The 19324-nt window shown below is 53.3% G+C and carries 17 protein-coding genes and 1 pseudogene; 8 read left to right on the top strand and 10 right to left on the bottom strand.

The genetic code is table 11. The features are described from left to right. Positions 1-15: 15 nt before the first annotated feature. Entirely contained in the window at positions 16-1452 is a 1437-nt protein-coding gene (locus tag HVO_RS20230) for a hypothetical protein (protein ID WP_236995463.1), read from the bottom strand. 401 nt (positions 1453-1853) lie between these two features. After that, positions 1854-3203, bottom strand: a complete 1350-nt coding sequence (locus HVO_RS14570; RefSeq protein ID WP_013035619.1) for an IS4-like element ISHvo11 family transposase — start codon at positions 3201-3203, stop codon at positions 1854-1856. A gap of 80 nt (positions 3204-3283) precedes the next feature. Between HVO_RS14570 and HVO_RS14565 the strand changes: the two are divergent. Then, positions 3284-4099 (top strand): annotated as a pseudogene (locus HVO_RS14565) (ISH3-like element ISHvo20 family transposase); the annotation flags it as partial. Between the two features lie 200 nt (positions 4100-4299). On the opposite strand, the gene agl10 reads toward HVO_RS14565, so the two are convergent. The 3 genes from agl10 to HVO_RS14550 are packed head-to-tail and all read right to left on the bottom strand — an operon-like array spanning position 4300 to position 7238. Beyond that, positions 4300-5223: a low-salt glycan biosynthesis hexosyltransferase Agl10 gene (gene agl10, locus HVO_RS14560; RefSeq protein ID WP_004041935.1), complete on the bottom strand. Its 924-nt coding sequence runs from the start codon at positions 5221-5223 to the stop codon at positions 4300-4302. A 43-nt stretch (positions 5224-5266) separates the two neighbouring features. Continuing rightward, entirely contained in the window at positions 5267-6346 is a 1080-nt protein-coding gene (gene agl9, locus HVO_RS14555; RefSeq protein ID WP_004041934.1) for a low-salt glycan biosynthesis hexosyltransferase Agl9, read from the bottom strand. Between the two features lies 1 nt (position 6347). Next, on the bottom strand, positions 6348-7238 hold the full coding sequence (locus tag HVO_RS14550) for an alkaline phosphatase family protein (RefSeq protein ID WP_004041933.1): 891 nt from the start codon (positions 7236-7238) through the stop codon (positions 6348-6350). 182 nt (positions 7239-7420) lie between these two features. Here HVO_RS14550 and agl7 point away from each other — a divergent pair, with 182 nt between their 5' ends. After that, positions 7421-8638 carry a low-salt glycan biosynthesis sulfotransferase Agl7 gene (gene agl7 / locus HVO_RS14545; protein ID WP_004041932.1) on the top strand — a complete coding sequence of 406 codons (1218 nt, stop codon included), beginning with the start codon at positions 7421-7423 and terminating at the stop codon, positions 8636-8638. A 24-nt stretch (positions 8639-8662) separates the two neighbouring features. Here the strand turns inward: agl7 and HVO_RS14540 are convergent, their stop codons facing one another. Next, positions 8663-8899 (bottom strand): hypothetical protein, encoded by a 237-nt coding sequence (locus HVO_RS14540; RefSeq protein ID WP_013035587.1) that lies wholly within the window; start codon positions 8897-8899, stop codon positions 8663-8665. Between the two features lie 278 nt (positions 8900-9177). On the opposite strand from HVO_RS14540, the gene HVO_RS14535 reads away from it, so the two are divergent. Together HVO_RS14535 and HVO_RS14530 are read left to right on the top strand one after the other, a co-directional pair. Further along, entirely contained in the window at positions 9178-10140 is a 963-nt protein-coding gene (locus HVO_RS14535) for a helix-turn-helix domain-containing protein (RefSeq protein WP_013035518.1), read from the top strand. A gap of 38 nt (positions 10141-10178) precedes the next feature. After that, positions 10179-10871, top strand: a complete 693-nt coding sequence (locus HVO_RS14530; RefSeq protein ID WP_218623720.1) for a glycosyltransferase — start codon at positions 10179-10181, stop codon at positions 10869-10871. Positions 10872-11491: 620 nt separating this feature from the next. Here the strand turns inward: HVO_RS14530 and HVO_RS14525 are convergent. The 4 genes from HVO_RS14525 to HVO_RS14515 all read right to left on the bottom strand — a co-directional run bounded on the left by HVO_RS14525 (position 11492) and on the right by HVO_RS14515 (position 15625). Beyond that, complete coding sequence (locus HVO_RS14525; protein WP_013035620.1) at positions 11492-12721, bottom strand: orc1/cdc6 family replication initiation protein; 1230 nt, start codon at positions 12719-12721, stop codon at positions 11492-11494. A 952-nt stretch (positions 12722-13673) separates the two neighbouring features. Continuing rightward, positions 13674-13802, bottom strand: coding sequence for a hypothetical protein (locus HVO_RS21425; protein ID WP_257721171.1), 129 nt, complete (start codon positions 13800-13802; stop codon positions 13674-13676). A gap of 265 nt (positions 13803-14067) precedes the next feature. After that, positions 14068-14391 (bottom strand): hypothetical protein, encoded by a 324-nt coding sequence (locus tag HVO_RS14520; protein WP_004041928.1) that lies wholly within the window; start codon positions 14389-14391, stop codon positions 14068-14070. 313 nt (positions 14392-14704) lie between these two features. Then, complete coding sequence (locus HVO_RS14515; RefSeq protein WP_004041927.1) at positions 14705-15625, bottom strand: NAD-dependent epimerase/dehydratase family protein; 921 nt, start codon at positions 15623-15625, stop codon at positions 14705-14707. A gap of 315 nt (positions 15626-15940) precedes the next feature. Here HVO_RS14515 and HVO_RS14510 point away from each other — a divergent pair, with 315 nt between their 5' ends. From HVO_RS14510 to HVO_RS14495, 4 genes are all read left to right on the top strand, one after another. Continuing rightward, the gene (locus tag HVO_RS14510) at positions 15941-16441 is read left to right on the top strand and encodes a hypothetical protein (protein WP_218623717.1); all 501 of its coding nucleotides are present in this window, start codon (positions 15941-15943) and stop codon (positions 16439-16441) included. A 308-nt stretch (positions 16442-16749) separates the two neighbouring features. Next, positions 16750-17928, top strand: coding sequence for an ABC transporter substrate-binding protein (locus tag HVO_RS14505; RefSeq protein WP_004041925.1), 1179 nt, complete (start codon positions 16750-16752; stop codon positions 17926-17928). 440 nt (positions 17929-18368) lie between these two features. Then, entirely contained in the window at positions 18369-18545 is a 177-nt protein-coding gene (locus HVO_RS21010) for a hypothetical protein (protein ID WP_004041923.1), read from the top strand. Between the two features lie 147 nt (positions 18546-18692). Next, positions 18693-19019 carry an SHOCT domain-containing protein gene (locus HVO_RS14495; protein WP_206043018.1) on the top strand — a complete coding sequence of 109 codons (327 nt, stop codon included), beginning with the start codon at positions 18693-18695 and terminating at the stop codon, positions 19017-19019. Positions 19020-19324 lie beyond the last annotated feature (305 nt).

Genomic DNA, 19324 nt, shown 5'->3' with positions numbered 1-19324 from the left:
TAATTCGAATTTAGATTACTCAGATCGGGGGAAATCAAAATAAATTGATATTTCCCCATTTGCATAGATCCCATTTTTCCGATCCGCCTTTGAGACTGTCGTCTGATCGTTCACATTCACAAAGAAATAGCGATTCTCAGCGCTACTTCTATCGATATGATAATTTATTCCACCCCACCGAGTTACTTGGCGAGATGGTTCACCATCGTACCATGGGAAGATCCCAGGTCTTACTGGTGTCTCACCCCAATAAAATGGAATAGTACCAGTAAAGCTCCTAGTATCTGAAATCGCTTGATATTCGGAGGTTGAATATTCTTTAAACCAGTAACCTGCAGGTTGGTATTGTTCCATTGATGCAACTTGGTTGTTATTGTAATATCCTTCATGCTCATCTACGGAATGGAAGTAATATGCCGGAACAAAGTGTCCACCAATAAAGGAGATGACAAGAAGAATTGAAATACCAAGAGAGATCAGGGCCGATAGTGAGACTGGAAGATTAATATCAATTTCAAGCGTGTGAATGTATTTGAGACTGAGAGCACACATCACTCCCACAATAGATGAATAAAATGTGACAGTCCTGCCAACTTCTAAGAAGATACCAAATCTGCCTAGCACACCGATTCCAAGTAAAGAGAAGATGAATGCGGCTACGATTAGCTGGCTCTTTTCACCTTTCCAAATTGAATAAGCCAGCCCTGGCAAGGAGATCGCTAAGATGACCCACTTAACTCTCCGTACCATGTCTGAAATGAATAACTTGTCCGTAGTCGTGAGACTGGTACTATCCGGCGATGCAGTTAGTGCTAACTGCAGGTAATACTCCAAATGAGGTGCAGGGGACCAAAGGTGATAGAATAGTATTACCACTCCAAGTAGTAGTAGTGGTTCATACCGGACTAAATTTGATGAGTTAATTGAGCGCATACCAAAGTATTGACCGAGAGAGGTTCGTAGAATCAGCAAACAAACTGCACCGGCACCCACCATTGACAAAAATAAAGGCGAAAAATAGTGGGAGAACAGAAACCCAACTAATGTGACTGCTTCTAGAAGTTTTAATCTGGGCTGCGGCTGATCTGAGTTAAGTGAGTAAAAGTATAAGAACATTGCCAGGAATAACAATGAAAATCCCTGCGGATGAAATTCTGATTGGTAGAAGATGACGTTAGACGCAAACGACGAAACAAGTGCACCAACAAGTGAGTAATATCCCAATCCAGCAATCCGTCTGGAAAAAATATAAATAACTAAGAAAAACACAACTCCCGTAAACGGGAGGAGGTAGTTATGCACGATCTGTGTGTCTATACTGGTGATTCGGGTTATCTCGGCACTTAGTGTGTACAGCATCGGCCAAAAAGATGTCTTGTACAAGACAGTAGTCCACTCAGGAGTTGCCGGGAGAATTTGATTTGTACGTAGAATATTGGTTGCAGCGGCCATATGTGTATATGGATCCCACAGCATTGGGAAAGGCGTTCGAATGTATCGGATTGATCGCGCGAAGAATACCAGTAATACCGCTAAGAGTATGGATAAATATCTGAAAACCCCCTGATCAAGGACTGAGCCAACAATTATCATTACAAACAGACAGAGTAATGAAAAGAGTACAATAGAATCAGAAACGATGTCGGAAATGATTGTTGGAAAATACCGAAAATACACTACCAGAGAGAAGAATAGTAGAAACGAGATTGAGAGACGAAGTCGAGGGTCAACCGATTTTATCAAACGGGTGTGAGTGGAGCCGTTAGTGAGATTCATTGTCCTCAATACGATCGCCTATCATCAGGTGATCAACAAGGCAACATTAATCTTGTTGTAGCCTCATGCGTTCTAGTTTAGTAGCGATCAAAGCCGAACTCACCTCGTTCAACCTGCTCACGTAACCGATCTCTGTGTGGATTTGGATTTCGTGACGCCCACAGCAACAGCTCGTCCAAATCCGGCAGTTCGTAGCCCAACTCGATCATGAGATACAACTGGATCAGATGACCGTGGCGTTCCACGGCGAGCGAACAGCGACGCCGAGGGAGCCGCGACGCCGACGAGTCGGCGTCTGCGGCGGCTTCGCCCTCTCGCTGTCTTGCCTCGAGCGACCGTAACTCATCCACGATTACACGACTCATCATCAACGAAATTGCGGCCATGATGATCAGCGCCTCGATGATGTAGCCGTCGGTCGTCTTGATCTCGTCCAAGCCGAACCGCGACTTCAACTCCTTGAACAGCAGTTCGACCTCCCAGCGCGCCCGATAGAGCTGCGCGATATCGGGCGCGCTGTAGCTTTCTCTCGCCAGATTCGTCAGATACAGATGGTACTCTTCGCTCTCCTTGTTACGCAGGCCGACCAATCGGAACGACCGGGTCGCGCTGGCGCCCGACCCTCGTTTGCGCTCGAATGAAAGCGTGATGCGTACGTCGATTTCCTGTCGCTGCAGGTCCTCAAGGACGGCCTGCAGTGACTCTCCTTCCAGCGGAATGCTGTTGCCTCGCCACGTTCGCAGTTCTTCGACGATCTCGAAGTTCGCGTTGTCCTTCACCCGGGAGACGAACCACCCGCCGTTCTGGTCGATTCGGTCGAACAACCAGAAGTCGTAGAAGCCTAAATCGAGCAAGATGAGGGCGTCAGCTACCCACTCACCGGTGGGTAGCTGACTCCGTTCATGAGTCGTCCCATCGGTTGTCCGGAATCGTGTCGGGAGCCCAGTCGAGAGAGATTCGGTGAGGTGAAGTTTCAGTTCGGCTTGATGGTCGCCGGTTGCTGTGTAGATATCAGCGGCGTCCTGGTACAGCGAAACGATGGTTGCGTCAGCAATGAGGACGTCTCGAAAGCGTTCGAGACGGCCGTTCAAATCTTCTCGTCCGGTATCGAGATTCTCGATTGCGTCATCGAGAATCTCTCGAAGGAGTGCAACGAATCCTGGTTCGAACCAGTCGTGGAACGATGCGTAGGAGAGTTCGTCACAGTCAGCCATCTCGACGTAGCGTTCGAGAAATGCTTGGAGAGAGCGGTCTGAGCCAGCAGCGAAGCCAAACGAGAGTGTGTAGAACAGCGCAACGATGTCGAATTTCCGCTCTCGTTGGACGAGATTCGTTGCGCGAGCGCGCTCGCGCAACTCATCAGAGGGAAACGCTCTTTGAATCCGGTCAACAACTACCGAGTCCGGTGGTGAGTACACATCATCCACCGGGTTCTTCAACCGGGTAGTTGCGACGATATCTAATCAACAAACAGCGACCGCATTCTCTGCTAAACTAGAACGCATGCTATGGTGACGAAGACGACACGGACGGTCTCTATCACTCCCAAGCAAAGCGTGGAACCACCGCGTTCCACGCGTACGCGACACTGTACGCACGCGTGAAGAACAAACGCTACACGCTGGCGGTGCGCCGTCTCGAAGACGGCGACACCGCCAGCAGTGTCCTCGCAGAGTTCCTCGGTATTCTCGACGGCCTTGACCTCGGTGTCAAGGCCGTCTATCTTGACCGCGAATTCTACGACAGCAAGTGTTTGACGCTGCTTCAGGCGCACAACCACGCGTACGTCATGCCGATCGTCCGCTGGGGACGAACGATCAAGCGAGAACTCTCAGAAGGGTGGAGTCGCGTGATTCAGCACAGTCTGACAGCGAAACTCGACGGTCACAGCTGGACCGTCGAGTTTCCCGTCTACATCGACTGTACCTACCAGAACGGACGGTACGACGAACATGGCGTGGCGCGTCACGGCTACGCCGCTGACGCGCCGTTCATCAACTCACCACGAGACGCTCGATACCACTACGCGAAACGCTTCGGTATCGAGGCGAGCTACCGACTCTCCGAGCAAACGATTGCGACGACTACGACACAGAATCCGGTCGTACGGCTGTTGTACGTCGTGGTGAGTTTGCTGTTACAGAACGTGTGGCGGTATCTGCACTGGGAGTACGTGGCGACGCCCCGCCGAGGCGGGCGTCGCCTCTGGGAGTGGTCGTACAAGGAATTCACCAACATGATTCGACGGGCAGCGTGGACGGCCCTCGCGGTGCGTCGGGCCGTCCCCGCGAACCGGCCACCAGACGACCGGTTTAGCCGGTAACTCTTGACCGGGCTAGCCAGCGGTGTGAGTGGCGACGCTGTCGCGTCAGCGGCTGACCGCCGCCGACAGCGACAGCTCTCCACCGATTCGTCCATGATTCTCCCGTCGAGACCGTCAATGCAACCGCTCCGACACAGAACTCAGGCTTCAGAAACAGCTAGCCGAGGATGCTTTGTGAGGTACTGATACTTGTCTGAAGGTCACATCCGTTCTGGTTTCCCTGTTCTGTTTTGGATACCGTGCAGGGCTCCGAATATTGCAGGAGCTATGTATTCGATCTTCTTTTCAAATAGCATTCTTACGACCATCCAACCTGAGATTAGTATTGAAAGAGTAGTGTATTGAATGCGGTCAATGCTTTTTGAAAATATAGAATTTGAAGCCAAGAATCGATTTCTGAAGTCAAGGTAGACTTGGTAAGATGATTCAAACCTCGTTTGGTCTACTGGTTGATTGTGGATTGCATCTACCACTTGGCACTGTCCTATGTTGATATTCTCTCGCCGAGCTCTGTAACAAAACTCAATTTCTTCATAGTACATAAAAAATGACTCATTCAGATATCCAATCTGTTCGAAAACTGATTCGCTTATCATCATACAGGAACCATGTGCGTGATCAACTGGTTTGAGGTTGTGTTCCTTTCCCGGTAAAGCTGGAAGAAGACCAATAGAGCGGAAGAGAGTTCCCTCTGGAGTTGGAGACTCATTGACTGGTATGCCCTCTCGATTTAGAATTCTTGGTGAGATGATTGAATAGTTTGTACTTTGATGTATGGTGTATAGTTCCCGAATATCTTCTTTATTAATCTCAAGATCAGGGTTTAGGACCAAGACTGATTCACGATTGAGTTCATCAAGTGAATATCTAATCCCCATATTATTCCCACCAGAATATCCATGATTTCCTCCTGAATCAATATAATGTATGTCGTCGTGACTACACCACTGCCTCAATTCACTAGACGAACTATTATCAACAACTACAAATTCAGCCACACCTGAAATTCTTGAGTATAAATTTTTGATATCTTCCTCGGACTTGTAATTAACAATTATAATTGATAGGTCATCCAGCATTGTCTGTTGCACCTTACAGGTGTTATCATATAAACAATAGGGCATCAAGATCTGGGATATTTAAAATATAGCAACGTGAGCAGAACCACTACCTTTGTTTAGTGAGTTGGCTAACCATCTCCTCTTTAAATAAGCTAGTGTTGTCCTTTGGAACTAAAACGCCATCATTCATGACTTCGGAGTGAGCACCGATATCGAATGCGATTGTCGGTGTTCCACATGCCTCAGCTTCCGCGATTGTGAGGTTGTATCCTTCTTTGATTGAACATGTCGCGTACAAGTCAGCAGCGGAATAGTAAGCAGGTAGATCTTCTTCTGGAACAATTCCCGCAAAAATTATTTGTTGATCGACGCTTTTGCTTAGGACTTTGACACGTTGATAATATCCCTGATTATCTGGGCGTCCAACAATGACTAAGGTAGCATCGGGAATTGTCTTTGAAACGTCCTCGAACACAGAAATTAATCTATGGATTCCTTTTGACTTTGCGATCCGACCAACAAATAACACCAATGGGTCATCTTCAAGATCATATTTCTCACGAATTCTAGAGCCGTCTACGGATTGGTTATACATCTCATGGTCTATCGAATTATGAATAACCATTCCTTGACGGTCAAACCTCCGGGAGTATTCCTGTTGACTGTATTTACTAACTGAAACAATTTGATCGAGTCTTGAACTAATGTGAAGATAGATTTGAAACAATGTGTATCCATATATTCTTTGAATAGTCCCAACTTTATCTTCGGGACGGGTTACTTCATGATTGTAATAGATGGTGTCTATGTCATGGATTTTTTGTGCGTAATAAGCTATTGAACAAAGAATTGGTTGGTGTACGATCAACAAATCTAGTTTCTTCAATTCGCTAGATAAACTCAACCACTTTAGCGGATTCATCGAAGATATGAGTTTATTTAGTGTATTATTGCCGGTTAGACTAGAACTCACATTAACAACCTTCTTTTCAGCAATCTCGTCCACCTGTTCATACGCAAAGAGAGTAACATCAATCCCTGCATCATTCAACTCACTAATATGTCGATTCACTACTGTTCCCACCCCTTCAGATTTGTCAAATCTTGATACAAAGATTCCAACACTTTTGCTATTATTGTACTCCTCCTCTATGAGTTCAGAGATGTTCGAGTAGTCACTAGACATACTATACTTTGTATCCTAAGTCTTTCAAGCGTTGATTGAGTTCTTTGTCATCTAAATCCACCATATCCGAAACTGGCTCCTCAGCGATGATATCTCTTCTGGAGTCATATTCTAACACATGCCATGGAACTTTAACTAATTCGTCTCGGTATACTCCCTGGAAATGACCATATAGCTCAAATGGCCCGATTTTTTCACCTAACATTTCGCCATGATCCGCAGTTACAACTGTTTTCCCATCAAGGGATTCGTTTAATATAGCGACTTCGTCAAGAACTATATTCAGATTCTCAGTATATGCCGTTCGCACATCTTCTTTGGTCACCTGACTTTTTCTCATTGAATCTTTCAAATTTCCCTCGAACTCAAATTTGGAGCGTCCAAACTCACCTATGTATGGTTGGTGGGGTTGGAGATAGTGAATGATGAGCCTCTTATTTGGATTGTCGTCATTTGCTTCAATTGCAGCTTTAGTTACTGTCTCTGGATGTGTAGTAATATTGTCTGCTGCATCCCGTGGTAAGTCAATATATTGGTATACTTCTGTGTTTATCTCATCTTTCAATGTAGGGTAAAAGCCATTTGCTGAGACGTAGATTGTGTCATGAACCTTTTTATTCGCAAAGTTACCCGTGATAAATTCCGAACTCATAGCACCCCTCGAGAATCGAAAAGAGGTATCACCGCTTAACTTAGACTCAGACTGAAAATAGTCATACCGGCACGCATCAAGAATCACCAAGTTATCCCAGTCTTCTTCAAATATGTCGACACCATCTTCATTGTATGTGACGTCGTTAGTTGCGTAGTTATATTTCCGAATCAGGAATGGAATTATCCGTCTTGGGCGCTGCCAAAGTGTACTGACGTTCTCCCTTGATATCCCAATCATATCATCTATTCAATTAATGTTCACCCATAACAATCTAACTGTGACTCCTGTTCAAGTCAGAGGACTAACCAAGGGCAATTGATGCGGTGATGTACATTATATTAACTAATGAATAATAGGTATCAAACAAACAACTACTGATTCCCATCAAGCTTTTCACATCTCCAGATAAGCGAATACATATGATTACGGGGCCAATTTCAAATCTGTCAGGCGAATCGGGTTTTGAAAATGTATTTATATTTATTTCTGACTCACTCAGGTATGATGCACTCCCTGAAAGAATCCGCTCAAAGGGTCTAACGATAAAAACAATCGCTGCAGCACCTTGGACAGCATCTTCAATTCCATCGTTGATGTCCGGGAAGTATCCATCAAGTCACAATGTTTGGATGTTCGAAGACCGACTTCCGCAACGTCCACCCCTATTATCTGAACAGGAAGACTGGGATGCTGGGTTTGACTCTGAGAAACACTGGTTGAAATTTGAATCAAGTGAGAAGCCCCCGGTCAAAATGCTTCGACTAGATGGGGAACAGAAGCTCGCTGATATTGAACCGCCATTTGTTCATGTTGTCCATGATCTCGGTCCCCACGCACCCTACGGCTTCGAAAACGACGAATACGAAACTGGCCCCTATTTTAGGGATTACAACGATCCAAAAGATCTACAGCAGAAGTACCAAAACGATGCTGAAAAGTCAGCAAATTATTTCTTAGAGATATTAGACAAGTTAGAAAATCTGGGACTTCGTGAAGATACACTCTGTGTATTCACGTCGGATCATGGGGAGTTGTTAGGTGAAGGTGGTCGATTGGGAGGAAAGTGGGGCCACTCAACGCCTCTTTGCCCTGAACTACTCGAAGTCCCAATGACCTTCATTGGCAAAGGAATCCCAAAGGGAGAGACACTTAGCGGGGTCGCATCAGGAGTTGATTTAGCACCGACTTGTCTTTCAGCGGTTGGACGAGAGATTGGCCACGTAGATGGCATTGACCTCTGGGCAGAGACGCCGGATGAAGATCGACGTGTTAGGAGTGATGTTTGGCAGCGGTACAATGCATTCGGTAGAGAACTTCCCGTCTACGTTGCTTCCGGTTTATGGGATAATGATGGGGGCTGGGTGAAGCATCGACGATCTAAGTTACTTAGGATGGCATACTACGGTTATGACGTATTCCTCGGCGACTACGCACCACCCGCTCGGAGCACAACTGGAATTAGTGAGCTGGTTTCTGGGCTTAAATTCTGGGGAAGAGATTGGGAGAAATTTGGGAATACGACAATCTCGCTTCAAGAAGCTCAAAAAGAATTAAGCGATGAACTCGTCCGGAGTGAGGACTCTGTCGAACTTTCTGAGGAACAGACAGAGCACCTAGAAGCCTTAGGTTACGTGTGAGGTAATCAACGCGGCCAACAAAAATCAATCCCGCGGATCTTCCACCAACTCATACAACCCACCCTGATTCAATTGCGTAATCCAACCGGCATTCGTCAGATTTCGAAGCGCGTACTCGACCTGACCCTTTTCCAAATCCGAGTGCTCACGCAGATAGAGCGGATTAACACGACCCCACGGTGATCCAGAACGTCGCCCCTGTTTGAATAACTCGAGGACGACTTCCTCCCGTTCGTTCGGTTCGTAGCGTTCGTTGACCATGTATGGTGCGCAGTTCTGACTCCGTACCCATAATACCCAGCAATTCACCAAGCACATAGCCCAACTGTTTGCCAAGCATTTTGCTAAGCAAAACTTCTAAATAGCCGCCATCCGTAGCATCTCTCGAGAAGCACGGGTCGCCTCAACGGAGAGGACGGTGCTGGAGACACCGCCCCGTGCTTCGCCCAAGACGAAGCATGAGCAACTCAGATAGAGATCGACAAGAGTCTGTTGAACAGAATTACGACTACCAAACGTCCTCGGTGGGGGCCTGACGGATGCGGTACGAGTGGCTCGACGAGCGAGTTGACGAACTCATTGAGCGCTATGAAGCGGGACAGTCGCTCCGTGAGATTGCGGAGGTCTTCGATGTCTCTGCACCGACGATTCACCGCCGTCTACAGGACCACGATGTCACAATGCGAAATGGTGGTCCGGCGTACACGCAGTTAGCGAACCGAAGAGAGGAACTGGTTGAAGCGTACGAGCGTCGGAGTTCCCTCCAGACGCTTGCGGACCGATACGACACCTCCCCAGTCGCAATCCGATTCCACCTTGAAAAAGCGGGTGCCGATCCCATCTCACTCCCGAAAACTACTGATATCGGACTGAGTCCATCCCAGGTGTCGGTTATTCAAGGCGAACTACTCGGCGATGGGTGCTTGCACTCACGGTATGATGGGTCGTGTTTCTTCCAACTCTCGACGACGACGGAGGAGCACGCACGTCGACTAATCACAAAGCTTCCCGATGGGTTCTTCCCGGAGTCCCAGCCGAACTCGTTCACTCGGCTGAATCAGTTTACCGACGAAGACTACACTTCGTGGATAGTCACGTCACGACCGCAACCACGTCTCCAACGAATGTACGAGGAGTGGTACGAAGTCAGGGACGAAAAGAACAATCGAAAAATCGTCCCGGAGGACTTCCACCTCGACAAGACAGCACTCCTACATTGGTACTGGGGCGACGGGAACTGCTCAATCCGTGACAGCGGCGCACCGCGCGTTTCCTTTGCGACCCACGGCTTTCCCGAGTCGTGCGTCGAACATCTCCAGTCAGAGGTCGACCGACTGGGCTACGACAACTACGCAGTCAGACAGAAGGGCATCGAAGACGGCTCGGGTCTGTATATTCGTCTTCGTGACTACGATGCACGAACGTTCCTCGACGACCTCCGACGCTCGAATACGCTCATGGCGTACGACTACAAATTCCCCGTCCCCGTGAAAGACGGATGAGTACGGCACTTCGACAGTAGTCGTGTAGGTAACGACTACTGAGAGGCGATTCAGGCGACGTGGAAACACCGCGAGTTCACAAAAACACCGACCGCCTCGCCGATACCGGCCGGGACAGGGACACGATCGAGGTCGTCCCGAACGGCATCGACGTCGACCAGATTCGCAACGCGCCGCTCCCCGACGAGGGCGACTCGTTCGACGTGCTGTTCGCCGGGCGACTCATCGCCGACAAGAACGTCTCCGTCCTCCTCGACGCGTTCGACCGCGTGGCCGACGACTACGACGACGTGACGCTGGGCGTCGTCGGCGACGGCCCGGAGGCCGACCGCCTCGAACGACAGGCCGACTCGTTGGACCACGCCGACCGCGTGAGCCTGCTTGGATTCCTCGACGAGTACGAGGACGTGTTGGGCCAGATGCGCGCCGCGGACGTGTTCGCCTCTCCGAGCACACGAGAGGGATTCGGCATCACCTACGCCGAGGCGATGGCCGCCGACTGTACGGTTATCGGCGTTCAACACCCCGAATCGGCGGCGAGTGAGGTCATCGGTGACGCGGGCTATCTCGCTGAGCCGACTGTCGATTCGGTCGCAGAGTCGTTAGCCCGAGCGCTCGGGGGCGAGACGCCGCCGACCGAACCGACGAAACGCGCCGAGCGGTACGATTGGGACAGCGTCGCCGACCAAGCGGAGAAGGCGTACGAGCGCGCTATCGACGGTCGGTGGTGATGTTCGTTGGGGACCGAGCGACACGCCAGACCACGGGGGGAGAGTGCGAGACGCGAATAGCGGTGCGAGCATCGATGTAGTTAGTTGATTGTGTCCGTCGTATCACCGTAACCGCGCCGTCGAACGAGCCACACAGAACGGTCCGATCCGGTCCTCCCTCCCCCCATGACTTCATCTGTTCTTTCGATATCGGCATGGGGTGACTCGTCGACCAATCGAAGCCAATGCAGTCGGGAAAGGCACACAAGATGTACTGTCTTTCAGCAGCAGATAGGATCCACTGAGAGACTGAGACGATCTGATACAGAGTGGGCATTTCGCGTGCTTCCGAGTCAGAAACATCCGTGTGGACACCGCATTCGGGGGCTATGGGAGCCAGGCGTCGATCGCAGAAGCAGACGAGCCGAACAGACACCGGTTTCGGGACTGGGTCCTGACGGTCTGCACGCAACCCTCGCGGCGCGAGACGAGACGACCAAACACCGGTTTCGGGTAGGAAGGCAGACGTCGCGTGAGACGGCAGTTGAGGACCGGGGCACGCCACCACTTCATCTGTTTTTTTCGAGAGACAGAACGGAGCCATGACCACCCACACCCCGTCACTTCATCTGTTCTGTGGGTTACTGCTCCGAGCAGTTCTTGGCGAACGATTGAATCGAGCGGTGGACGCCGATTTCATCGATCGTGTCGGCGAGGGTTTCCGTAATTAACCCGAGGTCGTAGTTGAGTCCGTACAGCACCTTCTTTCCGCCGCGACGACCCAGATTCCGCTCTTTGCCCGTAATGACACCCATCATCTTCAGCTCGGAGAGATGACTTTGCATCTGCCGATGTGAAAGCGGGTCGATGCCACTCGAACTGCAGAGTGCGAGGTAGCGTTCGCGGATTGTCGGTGAAGTGACTGGAGTCTCACCGTCTGCGGCGAACGTCGTAAGTGCGTACAGCGTCAGTCGGGCGTGCTCTGTGAGCTTCGACACCCCAGTCGTGATTTGGTCGGATTCGAGCTTTCGTTTGGCTTGGTCGACGTGCGGTTTCGTTACCTGTGGTGCGTTCTCGTTCCGTGCGATATCCCCCGCCTCCAACAGGAGATTAATCGCCTGTCGAGCGTCACCCGAATCCTTCGCACCATAGGCGGCACAAAGCGGGATGACGTCCTCCGAGAGAGCGTCATCACGGAAGGCGACTTGGGTTCGTTGTTCGAGCACTTTACGGAGTTCTCCCGCATCGTACGGTGGGAAATAGACCTCTTTTTCGCACAGACTCGATTGGACCTTTGCCGAAAGCCCTTCTCGGTACGACAGATCGTTCGAAATACCGATCAGCCCGATCTTCGCTGACGTGACGTAACCGTTGTCTCGTGCGCGCGGAATCTGATACAGAAGTGAGTCGTCGTTGACGTGGTCGACCTCGTCGAGGATGATGAGTATGGTCCCGTACTGATCGAGTTCTTCCCACAGGAACTGGTACACCTTCGACTGTGGATAGCCGGTCATGGGAATCTGATCTTCCGGACTACGCAGACGGTTAATGATCGTTACGGCGACTTGATAGCTCGTGTTGAGTCCGTCACAGTTGATCCGTACCGCGTGCAAGTCGAGGTCGTGAATCGATCGAGCGGCGTCTTGGAGCCGATCCAGTAAGAATCGTGTTGCGGCTGTTTTCCCGACACCGGACTTGCCGTACAGAAAGATGTTCGACGGGAGTTCGTTGTTGATTACCGGCTGGAGAGCGGAGTGATACTCACTCAGTTCTTCATCCCGGCCAACGAGTTCTTCGGGGGTATAATCCTCACGTAGCACATCCCGATTTTTGAAGATCTGATTTGATTGTGAGAACTCGAAGGATCCCATACGTGTTGCAGACCTGTATACCAGATATATCCACCGGTTCATCTGTTTCATCTGTTCTCCGAATATATAAGTGAAGAACCCCGTGGCTTCATCTGTTCTATGCTGTGTGATCTGTCTACGACTGACAATGATGGTTAAGAGCCAGCGACCACCCGAACTATTGAGCCCCCAAACCACACAGAAACAGTGCAGATAATCAGAACAGATGAAGTGGTGGGGTGGGAGAGTCTCCAACATTGTTGGTCATGGCTGTTCAGGTAGCCGAGAGGATTTGGTAATCGTTCTACCCCCACCACTTCATGTGTTTAGCACCCATACAGGGGTTCAAGATGCCAATATCTTCGAGTCGAAGCCAGTTCGAGACGGAGATACCGGTGGTAGTGCAGCGCTGCTGTGGATAGAGACGAACCACAAGAACACATGAAGCGATGGGGGGTGACAACCAAACTGTAAACTGAACCAGTTCGTATACCGGAGACGAAGGAAATAGACTGCAAAGAAATCGTTCTGAGAATCCGGGACGAAAATCTGACCCCCACGACTTCATCTGTTTAGATGCGTCTCAGGAAGTGGTACACACGAAATCGGAAACAGAGACTCCGAGGCCGATGCGAAGGACACGAGATCAGATACACTCGAAACGGTACTCCCCGAGGAACCGTCATGTCGTCATCGCATCTGCGGTGACCTGTACAACGCGATACATTCAAAACTCCACACCCACCCCCTCGTAGAACGCTTCATATTGAGGAAAGCATACGAAATGTACTCTCTAACGTGGAACGCGATGGCCGAAGCGGGACGGGAGAGAGTACAGTTCGCCTGCGTTCGTTCGTCGTTGAAAGCGCGAGGCAGCAGAGAGGAGAGCGTACGAACTGTACTCTCTGACTCGGCCGTCAGTTCGACGGTGGTATTGTTCGTCGGGAGGGTGCAACGCGGTCCGTCGCTGTGTCTACCGAAGATACTGACGCCAGCGAGTGTACAGATACATCCCGCCGAAGATGAGTCCGATGAGCACCACGAGCCCGGTCACGTGCGTTTCGCGCACGCCGACGGGAAAGGGGGGTGTTTGGAGGGACACGCCGGACCACAGGTGTGAGATTGGGAACACAGCTAACAGTATCCAACGTCAATTGAGTTAGTGATTGTGTCCGTCGCATCGGTGTGACCGCGTCGTCGAGCGCGACCGGATTCGAGTCGTCGCCGTCGAACAGCGGATTCGCTCGGTCGTCGGTGCTCTGGCTGCGGGAACGATGGAGCAGTTCGTTCGTATCACTCGGTGGAGGCGGCAGACCGACGGAGGAGGTCGTTCGTGAGCCACCGACCGCCCTCACACCTTCGGGAGTTCACTCCTCGTCGTCCGAACCGGGAAGCCGTCGAACGGCCCGTTCCCACCGGTCGCGGGCGGCCTGCCCGGGGTCCGCAAACGGGTCGTAGGTGATGTCTTCGGCGGTTCCGAGCCGACTTCCTTCCTCCCGTCCGGTCGCGCGCCGCCACAGCGCGACTCCCGACGCGAAGACGACCGCGGCGAACAGTCCGCCCAAGAAGAGATTGACCGGGTACTGGAGCGCGGGCACGACGAACACGAGCACCAACGCGAGCGCAGTCAGTTGGAACGCGTACAGCAGATAGCTGAACCACGTCCCGGAGAGTGAAACCGTTCGACCCATCGCTCGAGAACGGAGGGACTCCACCGCCAAAGTGCTTCACACTGCGATGGCTCTGTTGGACCCCTCGGGGAGCGTGTGGTCGGAACTGTGCCGAGATAGGGGGCGCAATCGAATGACGAACGCCAAGTGAAACGGAGGTCAATCGTTCTCGAACACGTTCTCGGAGGGGCAGTCTCCGGAAGCGTCGACGACGCCGTGTCGGGCGACAACCGCAGTTTGACGCGTGACCCGTCCAGGGGGTTCGACTGTCGACCCCACGCGTCGGAGAGTGAACGCAACCCCTCGGTCGAAACACACCCGTGAGAGGTGCGCGTTAGCCGTCGAGATACGGCTGACAGACTCGTTCGACACCCGCTTCGAACGACACCTGGGGCTCCCACCCGGTCGCGTCGTGTATCTTCGAGTAGTCGGCTTTCGTGTCGTGGACGTACACCTCGAAGGGGTTTTCGACGTACACGGGGCCGACGTCCGTCCCGAGCACCTCGTTTATCATCTCGACCATCTCGTTGAACGAGTAGCTCTCGCCGGTCCCCAAGTTGTAGATACCCTGCAACCGCTCGTCAGCCGCGAGCTCCAGCCCGCGGACGATATCGTCGACGTGGGTGAAATCGCGGGTCTGAGTGCCGTCGCCGAACAGCTCCGGCGACTCGCCGTTCGCGATTTTGTCGGTGAACTGCGCGACCGTATTCGCGAACTCCCCTTTGTGTTCTTCCGCGCCGCCGAAGCCCTGGTACACCGAGAAAAAGCGCATCCCGGCCAACTGCATATCGTAGTGGTGGTGGAAGTACTCCGCGTAGCGCTCGCGGCCCAGTTTCGACGCCTCGTAGCCCGTCCGGGACTCGACGGGCATATCCTCGGGCGAGGGCTCGGTTCGCGACCCGTAAATCGACGATGTCGTCGCGTACACCACGGTATCGCAGCCGTCCTTGCGAGCCTGTTCGACCGTGTTGACGAAGCCTTCGATGTTGACGCGGGCACCCTTCGTCGGGTTCTCCTCGTGCATCTTGTACGACGACAGCGCCGCCAGGTGGAATACCACGTCGACGCCCTCGGTCGGGAGGTCGTCGTCGAGGACCGTCGTGTCGTGGAACTCCACGGCGTCATCCAGATTCTCGGGCGTTCCGAGATAGAGGTCGTCAATCGCAATCACGTCGTTGTCTTCGGCGAGATGGTTCGCGAGATTCGAGCCGATGAATCCGGCACCGCCAGTAACGAGGACTCGTTTGCCGTCCATACATCGAAGCTCTCACCGAGTGACAAGAACGTATCGCCCGCGGTGGTGCAATCTGCGTGGGTTCGTCTCGTGTCCGTCGGCGCTGGGTCGGTTGCGTCACCGCGCGACCCGCACCACGCTTTGAGCGATACGGTTCCGCGAGGAGAGCCGGACCGACTGCACGTGGATAGACGTACTGCGCGTGCACCGTGAACCGTACGCCCCGGTCCGTACGACGGTGAAGTCCGCATAGCTACGCCAGCGGGCCGACACTCCCGGTACTAAGTAGCCACTCTCGCTCGTTCGACTGTGGGACGGACACGCTGGGACTTCGATTTGGCAGAGACCGCCGGAGCGATCGCGATTGCGCTCATTCTCGTGGGGCTACTGCTTCGGAACCTCGTTGACGCGACGACTTCAGCCGACGTGGTTCGGGCGTTCGGTGGGGTGACGATACTGGCGCTGTTGTTCGGTTATCGGTTCGTCTCACATCGGCTCGATGAGCAAGCCGGTGGAGTGCTGTTGTTGTTCGTTGGCGGACTCGTCGCCGGTCTCACACTGCTTGTTGCGCCGAGCGCGTTCGCTGACCGCGGGACTATCGCGGCGTTTGCTGCGTTGGGGGTGCTCGCTACTGCGTTCATCGTCTCACCGTGGATTTCGGTGTCGACGAGATGGTTCGGCGCGCTCCTCTGTGTCGTCGCACTACTGATGGCCGGCTTAGAGCTCACCGTGTTCACTGGCGAGGACATCGGCAGCGCGATTGTTGTCGCAATGCTGGGCCTCGTAATGGTTCTACGGCCGAAGGCGATAGAAGAGACCGGCGGGCGAACGGAGTAACTCCCCGCTTGGGATTCAGTCTCTACTGGGTAACCGTCTCCCCGCAGGCGACTGTCGCTGCACGGCGTCGTTCACGCCGAAGCGGAGTGTGAACGCGACGTGGGACGCGTTCGAGGGGGACGACCGAGGGAACCGACGGTCGCCCGGTGTGAGGTATAACAGCCGTATCGGTGCCACAGCGTGGCGCTACCAAACCCACACAGAATGCTGAGACTCCGGCCAACCAGAGTAAACACTTCGACAGCGCACCGTGTTTTGGCTTGCCTAAAAATCGAAGCCGTTATCTGGTTTTAGGCTAGCCTAAAATCATGGTGAACAAGTACAAACGACTCACGCGACGGGATTACGTGAAGTACGGGGCTGCGGCAGCGACGGCCGCACTCGCCGGCTGTGGCGGACAGTCGGCGTCCGACCCACCGACAACCGAAGCGAACACGACGGCGACACCAACGGACGACGAGCGTTACGCAGCCACCCTCTCGCCGGCCGGTCGTGTGGAGTTCACCGAGCCCCCGGAGAACGTGTTTACCGTCCTGCTTCACCACGCAGATATGGCGGTCGCACTCGGGCAGGGCGAGTCGCTCAACGGGATGTACAACCCGGAGGGGTTCGGGCAGTTGTACGACCTGCTATTCGAGCGACTCCCCGGCGTCTCGGTCGATTGGTCCGGGCTGGTGGATACCTGGAATCCCGACAAGGAGGAGCTCTACGAACTCGACAGCGATATCCATCTCGAAGACCCGGCGTTGATGGCGACGATGAAGGCGTGGGAGCCCGACGACGTTGCGGAGATTCGGACGGAAGTCGCCCCGTGGTTCGGGAACTCGCTGAGCCGAAACCACAGCGAGCCGCCGGCGAGGTGGGCGGACCAGTACCGGTATCACACGCTCTGGGAGATCTTCGAGCGGGTAGCGGCGGTGTTCCAGGCTCGAGCGCGGTACGAGGCGCTGGCGGAAATCCACGGAGACCTCATATCGACGATTACGGCCGGCCTCGAAGAGACGGAGGCGCGGCCGTCGACGGCGCGGTTCCTGTGGCGAGGCGGCATCTGGGTGTACCCACTCAACGGCCCCGGGACGGTCCGGGCCCACACGCGCGTGTTCGACGCCGAAGACGCACTCGCCGACGTGCCGAGCGGGACGCAAATCGACATGGAAGCGCTCGTCGAAGCCGACCCGGACGTCGTCCTCGTCGACGGTGGCCTCGGCCCGGACTGGACGACGACCAAACAGGAACTGTACGACGAGCCGACTGCGCAGGGCCTCTCGGCGGTCGCAAACGACCGCGTCTTCCCGATTGGAGTTCGCTACGGCGGCCCCCTCATGAACCTGTTCCAGTTGGAGATGATCGCCAAGCAGTTGTATCCCGAGCAGTTCGGCGCGTGGCCGACCTACGAAGGCGGCCCGTATCCCGACGTTCCGGAAGCCGAGCGACTGTTCGACCGACAGCGCGTGGCTGACATCATCAACGGGGACTTGCAACCGTAGTCGAACGCCGAGGTGGTGGATAGCCTCGTCGCAACACTGCGCGACGGAGGCATTCACCAAACGACGAAAGAATACGCAGCGTTCATGAGCGACGCCTGTGACCCTCGCAACATGAGTTCAGAGGCGAGCGCACGCGTGCCACACCTATTGATGTCGATTGGAGGGTTGGCGCTGGTCAGTCAGTCGGTCGTGTTCGAAGGTGCCTTCGGACTGGTGACGAACCCGGGCGTGTCTGGCGGCCTTCGAGACGTGCTGAGCGGCGGTCTGTTGCTTGTGTCAATGGTCTGCTTTTTCAGTGGAATATATCTGCAAATTCGAATGTCCCGATAACGACTCGCTCATCCCTCGAACGAAGTCTAGACTTGCTGTTTGACGCGTGTCTCGGAACACAGCGGTCTCGGACACACCACAACTAACAGACTGCTCGCCCACGGGTACACATGGACCGGACGGACCTGTTCCTCGGATTGATAGTCGTTCTGTTGGCCGCACAGGTGTACGAGACGGGCGACGGCCACACGCCGATGTTCATCGTGCTCCCCGTGATGGCGATTCTGTATCTGCTTCCGGTGTACCTCGCCGGAGCGGTCGTCCTTGAGAACGTCGTCGACGGCTGATTCACAGCGCACGAAACGGGAGGTCGCGACGGGAGGTGCCTGTTCGACAGCGATTCGGACGGCCGGACGGGGGCGTTCCCAGCGAGCGATAATCACGGCGTGAGTTGATACGGTCCGTGAGTGAACTACTACATAGAGGTGAGAAAGATGAGCGAAATGGCGACCGTCGTACTCCAGTGGGGTGGACACGGGCCGATGGGTCCCCACGGCGGCCACGGGGTCGCTGCGGGGGGCGCGACAGCCACCGGCGGCATGGGGCTGTGGTGGCTCGCGGCCGGAGTCCTCCTGCTTCTCGCACTCGCAGGAGTGAGCCTCGTGTACGTCAGTCGCGTCCGGGCGGCGAGTACCGAGACGACGCCACCGAAGGAAGCCGACAGCGCCATGCAGGACCTCCGGACGCAGTACGCGCGCGGCGAAATCGACGACGAGGAGTTCGCAAACCGGGCGGCCACGTTGAACCTGGAGTGGGGATAGACCGCAACGCACGCGGACATCTCCGTTTAACTAACCGGGAACAGACAGTTTCTCGGCGGCGAAACGCCGAGAGCAGTGAGTCGGGGTGTTCGAATTCATGTACGATTCGTTATTTGAATCTGATAAAATCTATATAGCTAGATCTGCATACCGAATTTAACTTTTTCTGTAATAAAAACCGATAGTTCAGGCGTACGCTTGAGATGCAACGCGTTCGTTTTCGACACCTATCTATGTAAATATATGATTTCTGCTAATTACGTCACGCTCACGAATCGGTGTTTGTGTCCGTGTGTGAGGCATTT

The organism is Haloferax volcanii DS2 (assembly GCF_000025685.1).
Lineage (GTDB): Archaea > Halobacteriota > Halobacteria > Halobacteriales > Haloferacaceae > Haloferax > Haloferax volcanii.
This window is presented reverse-complemented; position numbering and strand designations above follow the sequence as displayed.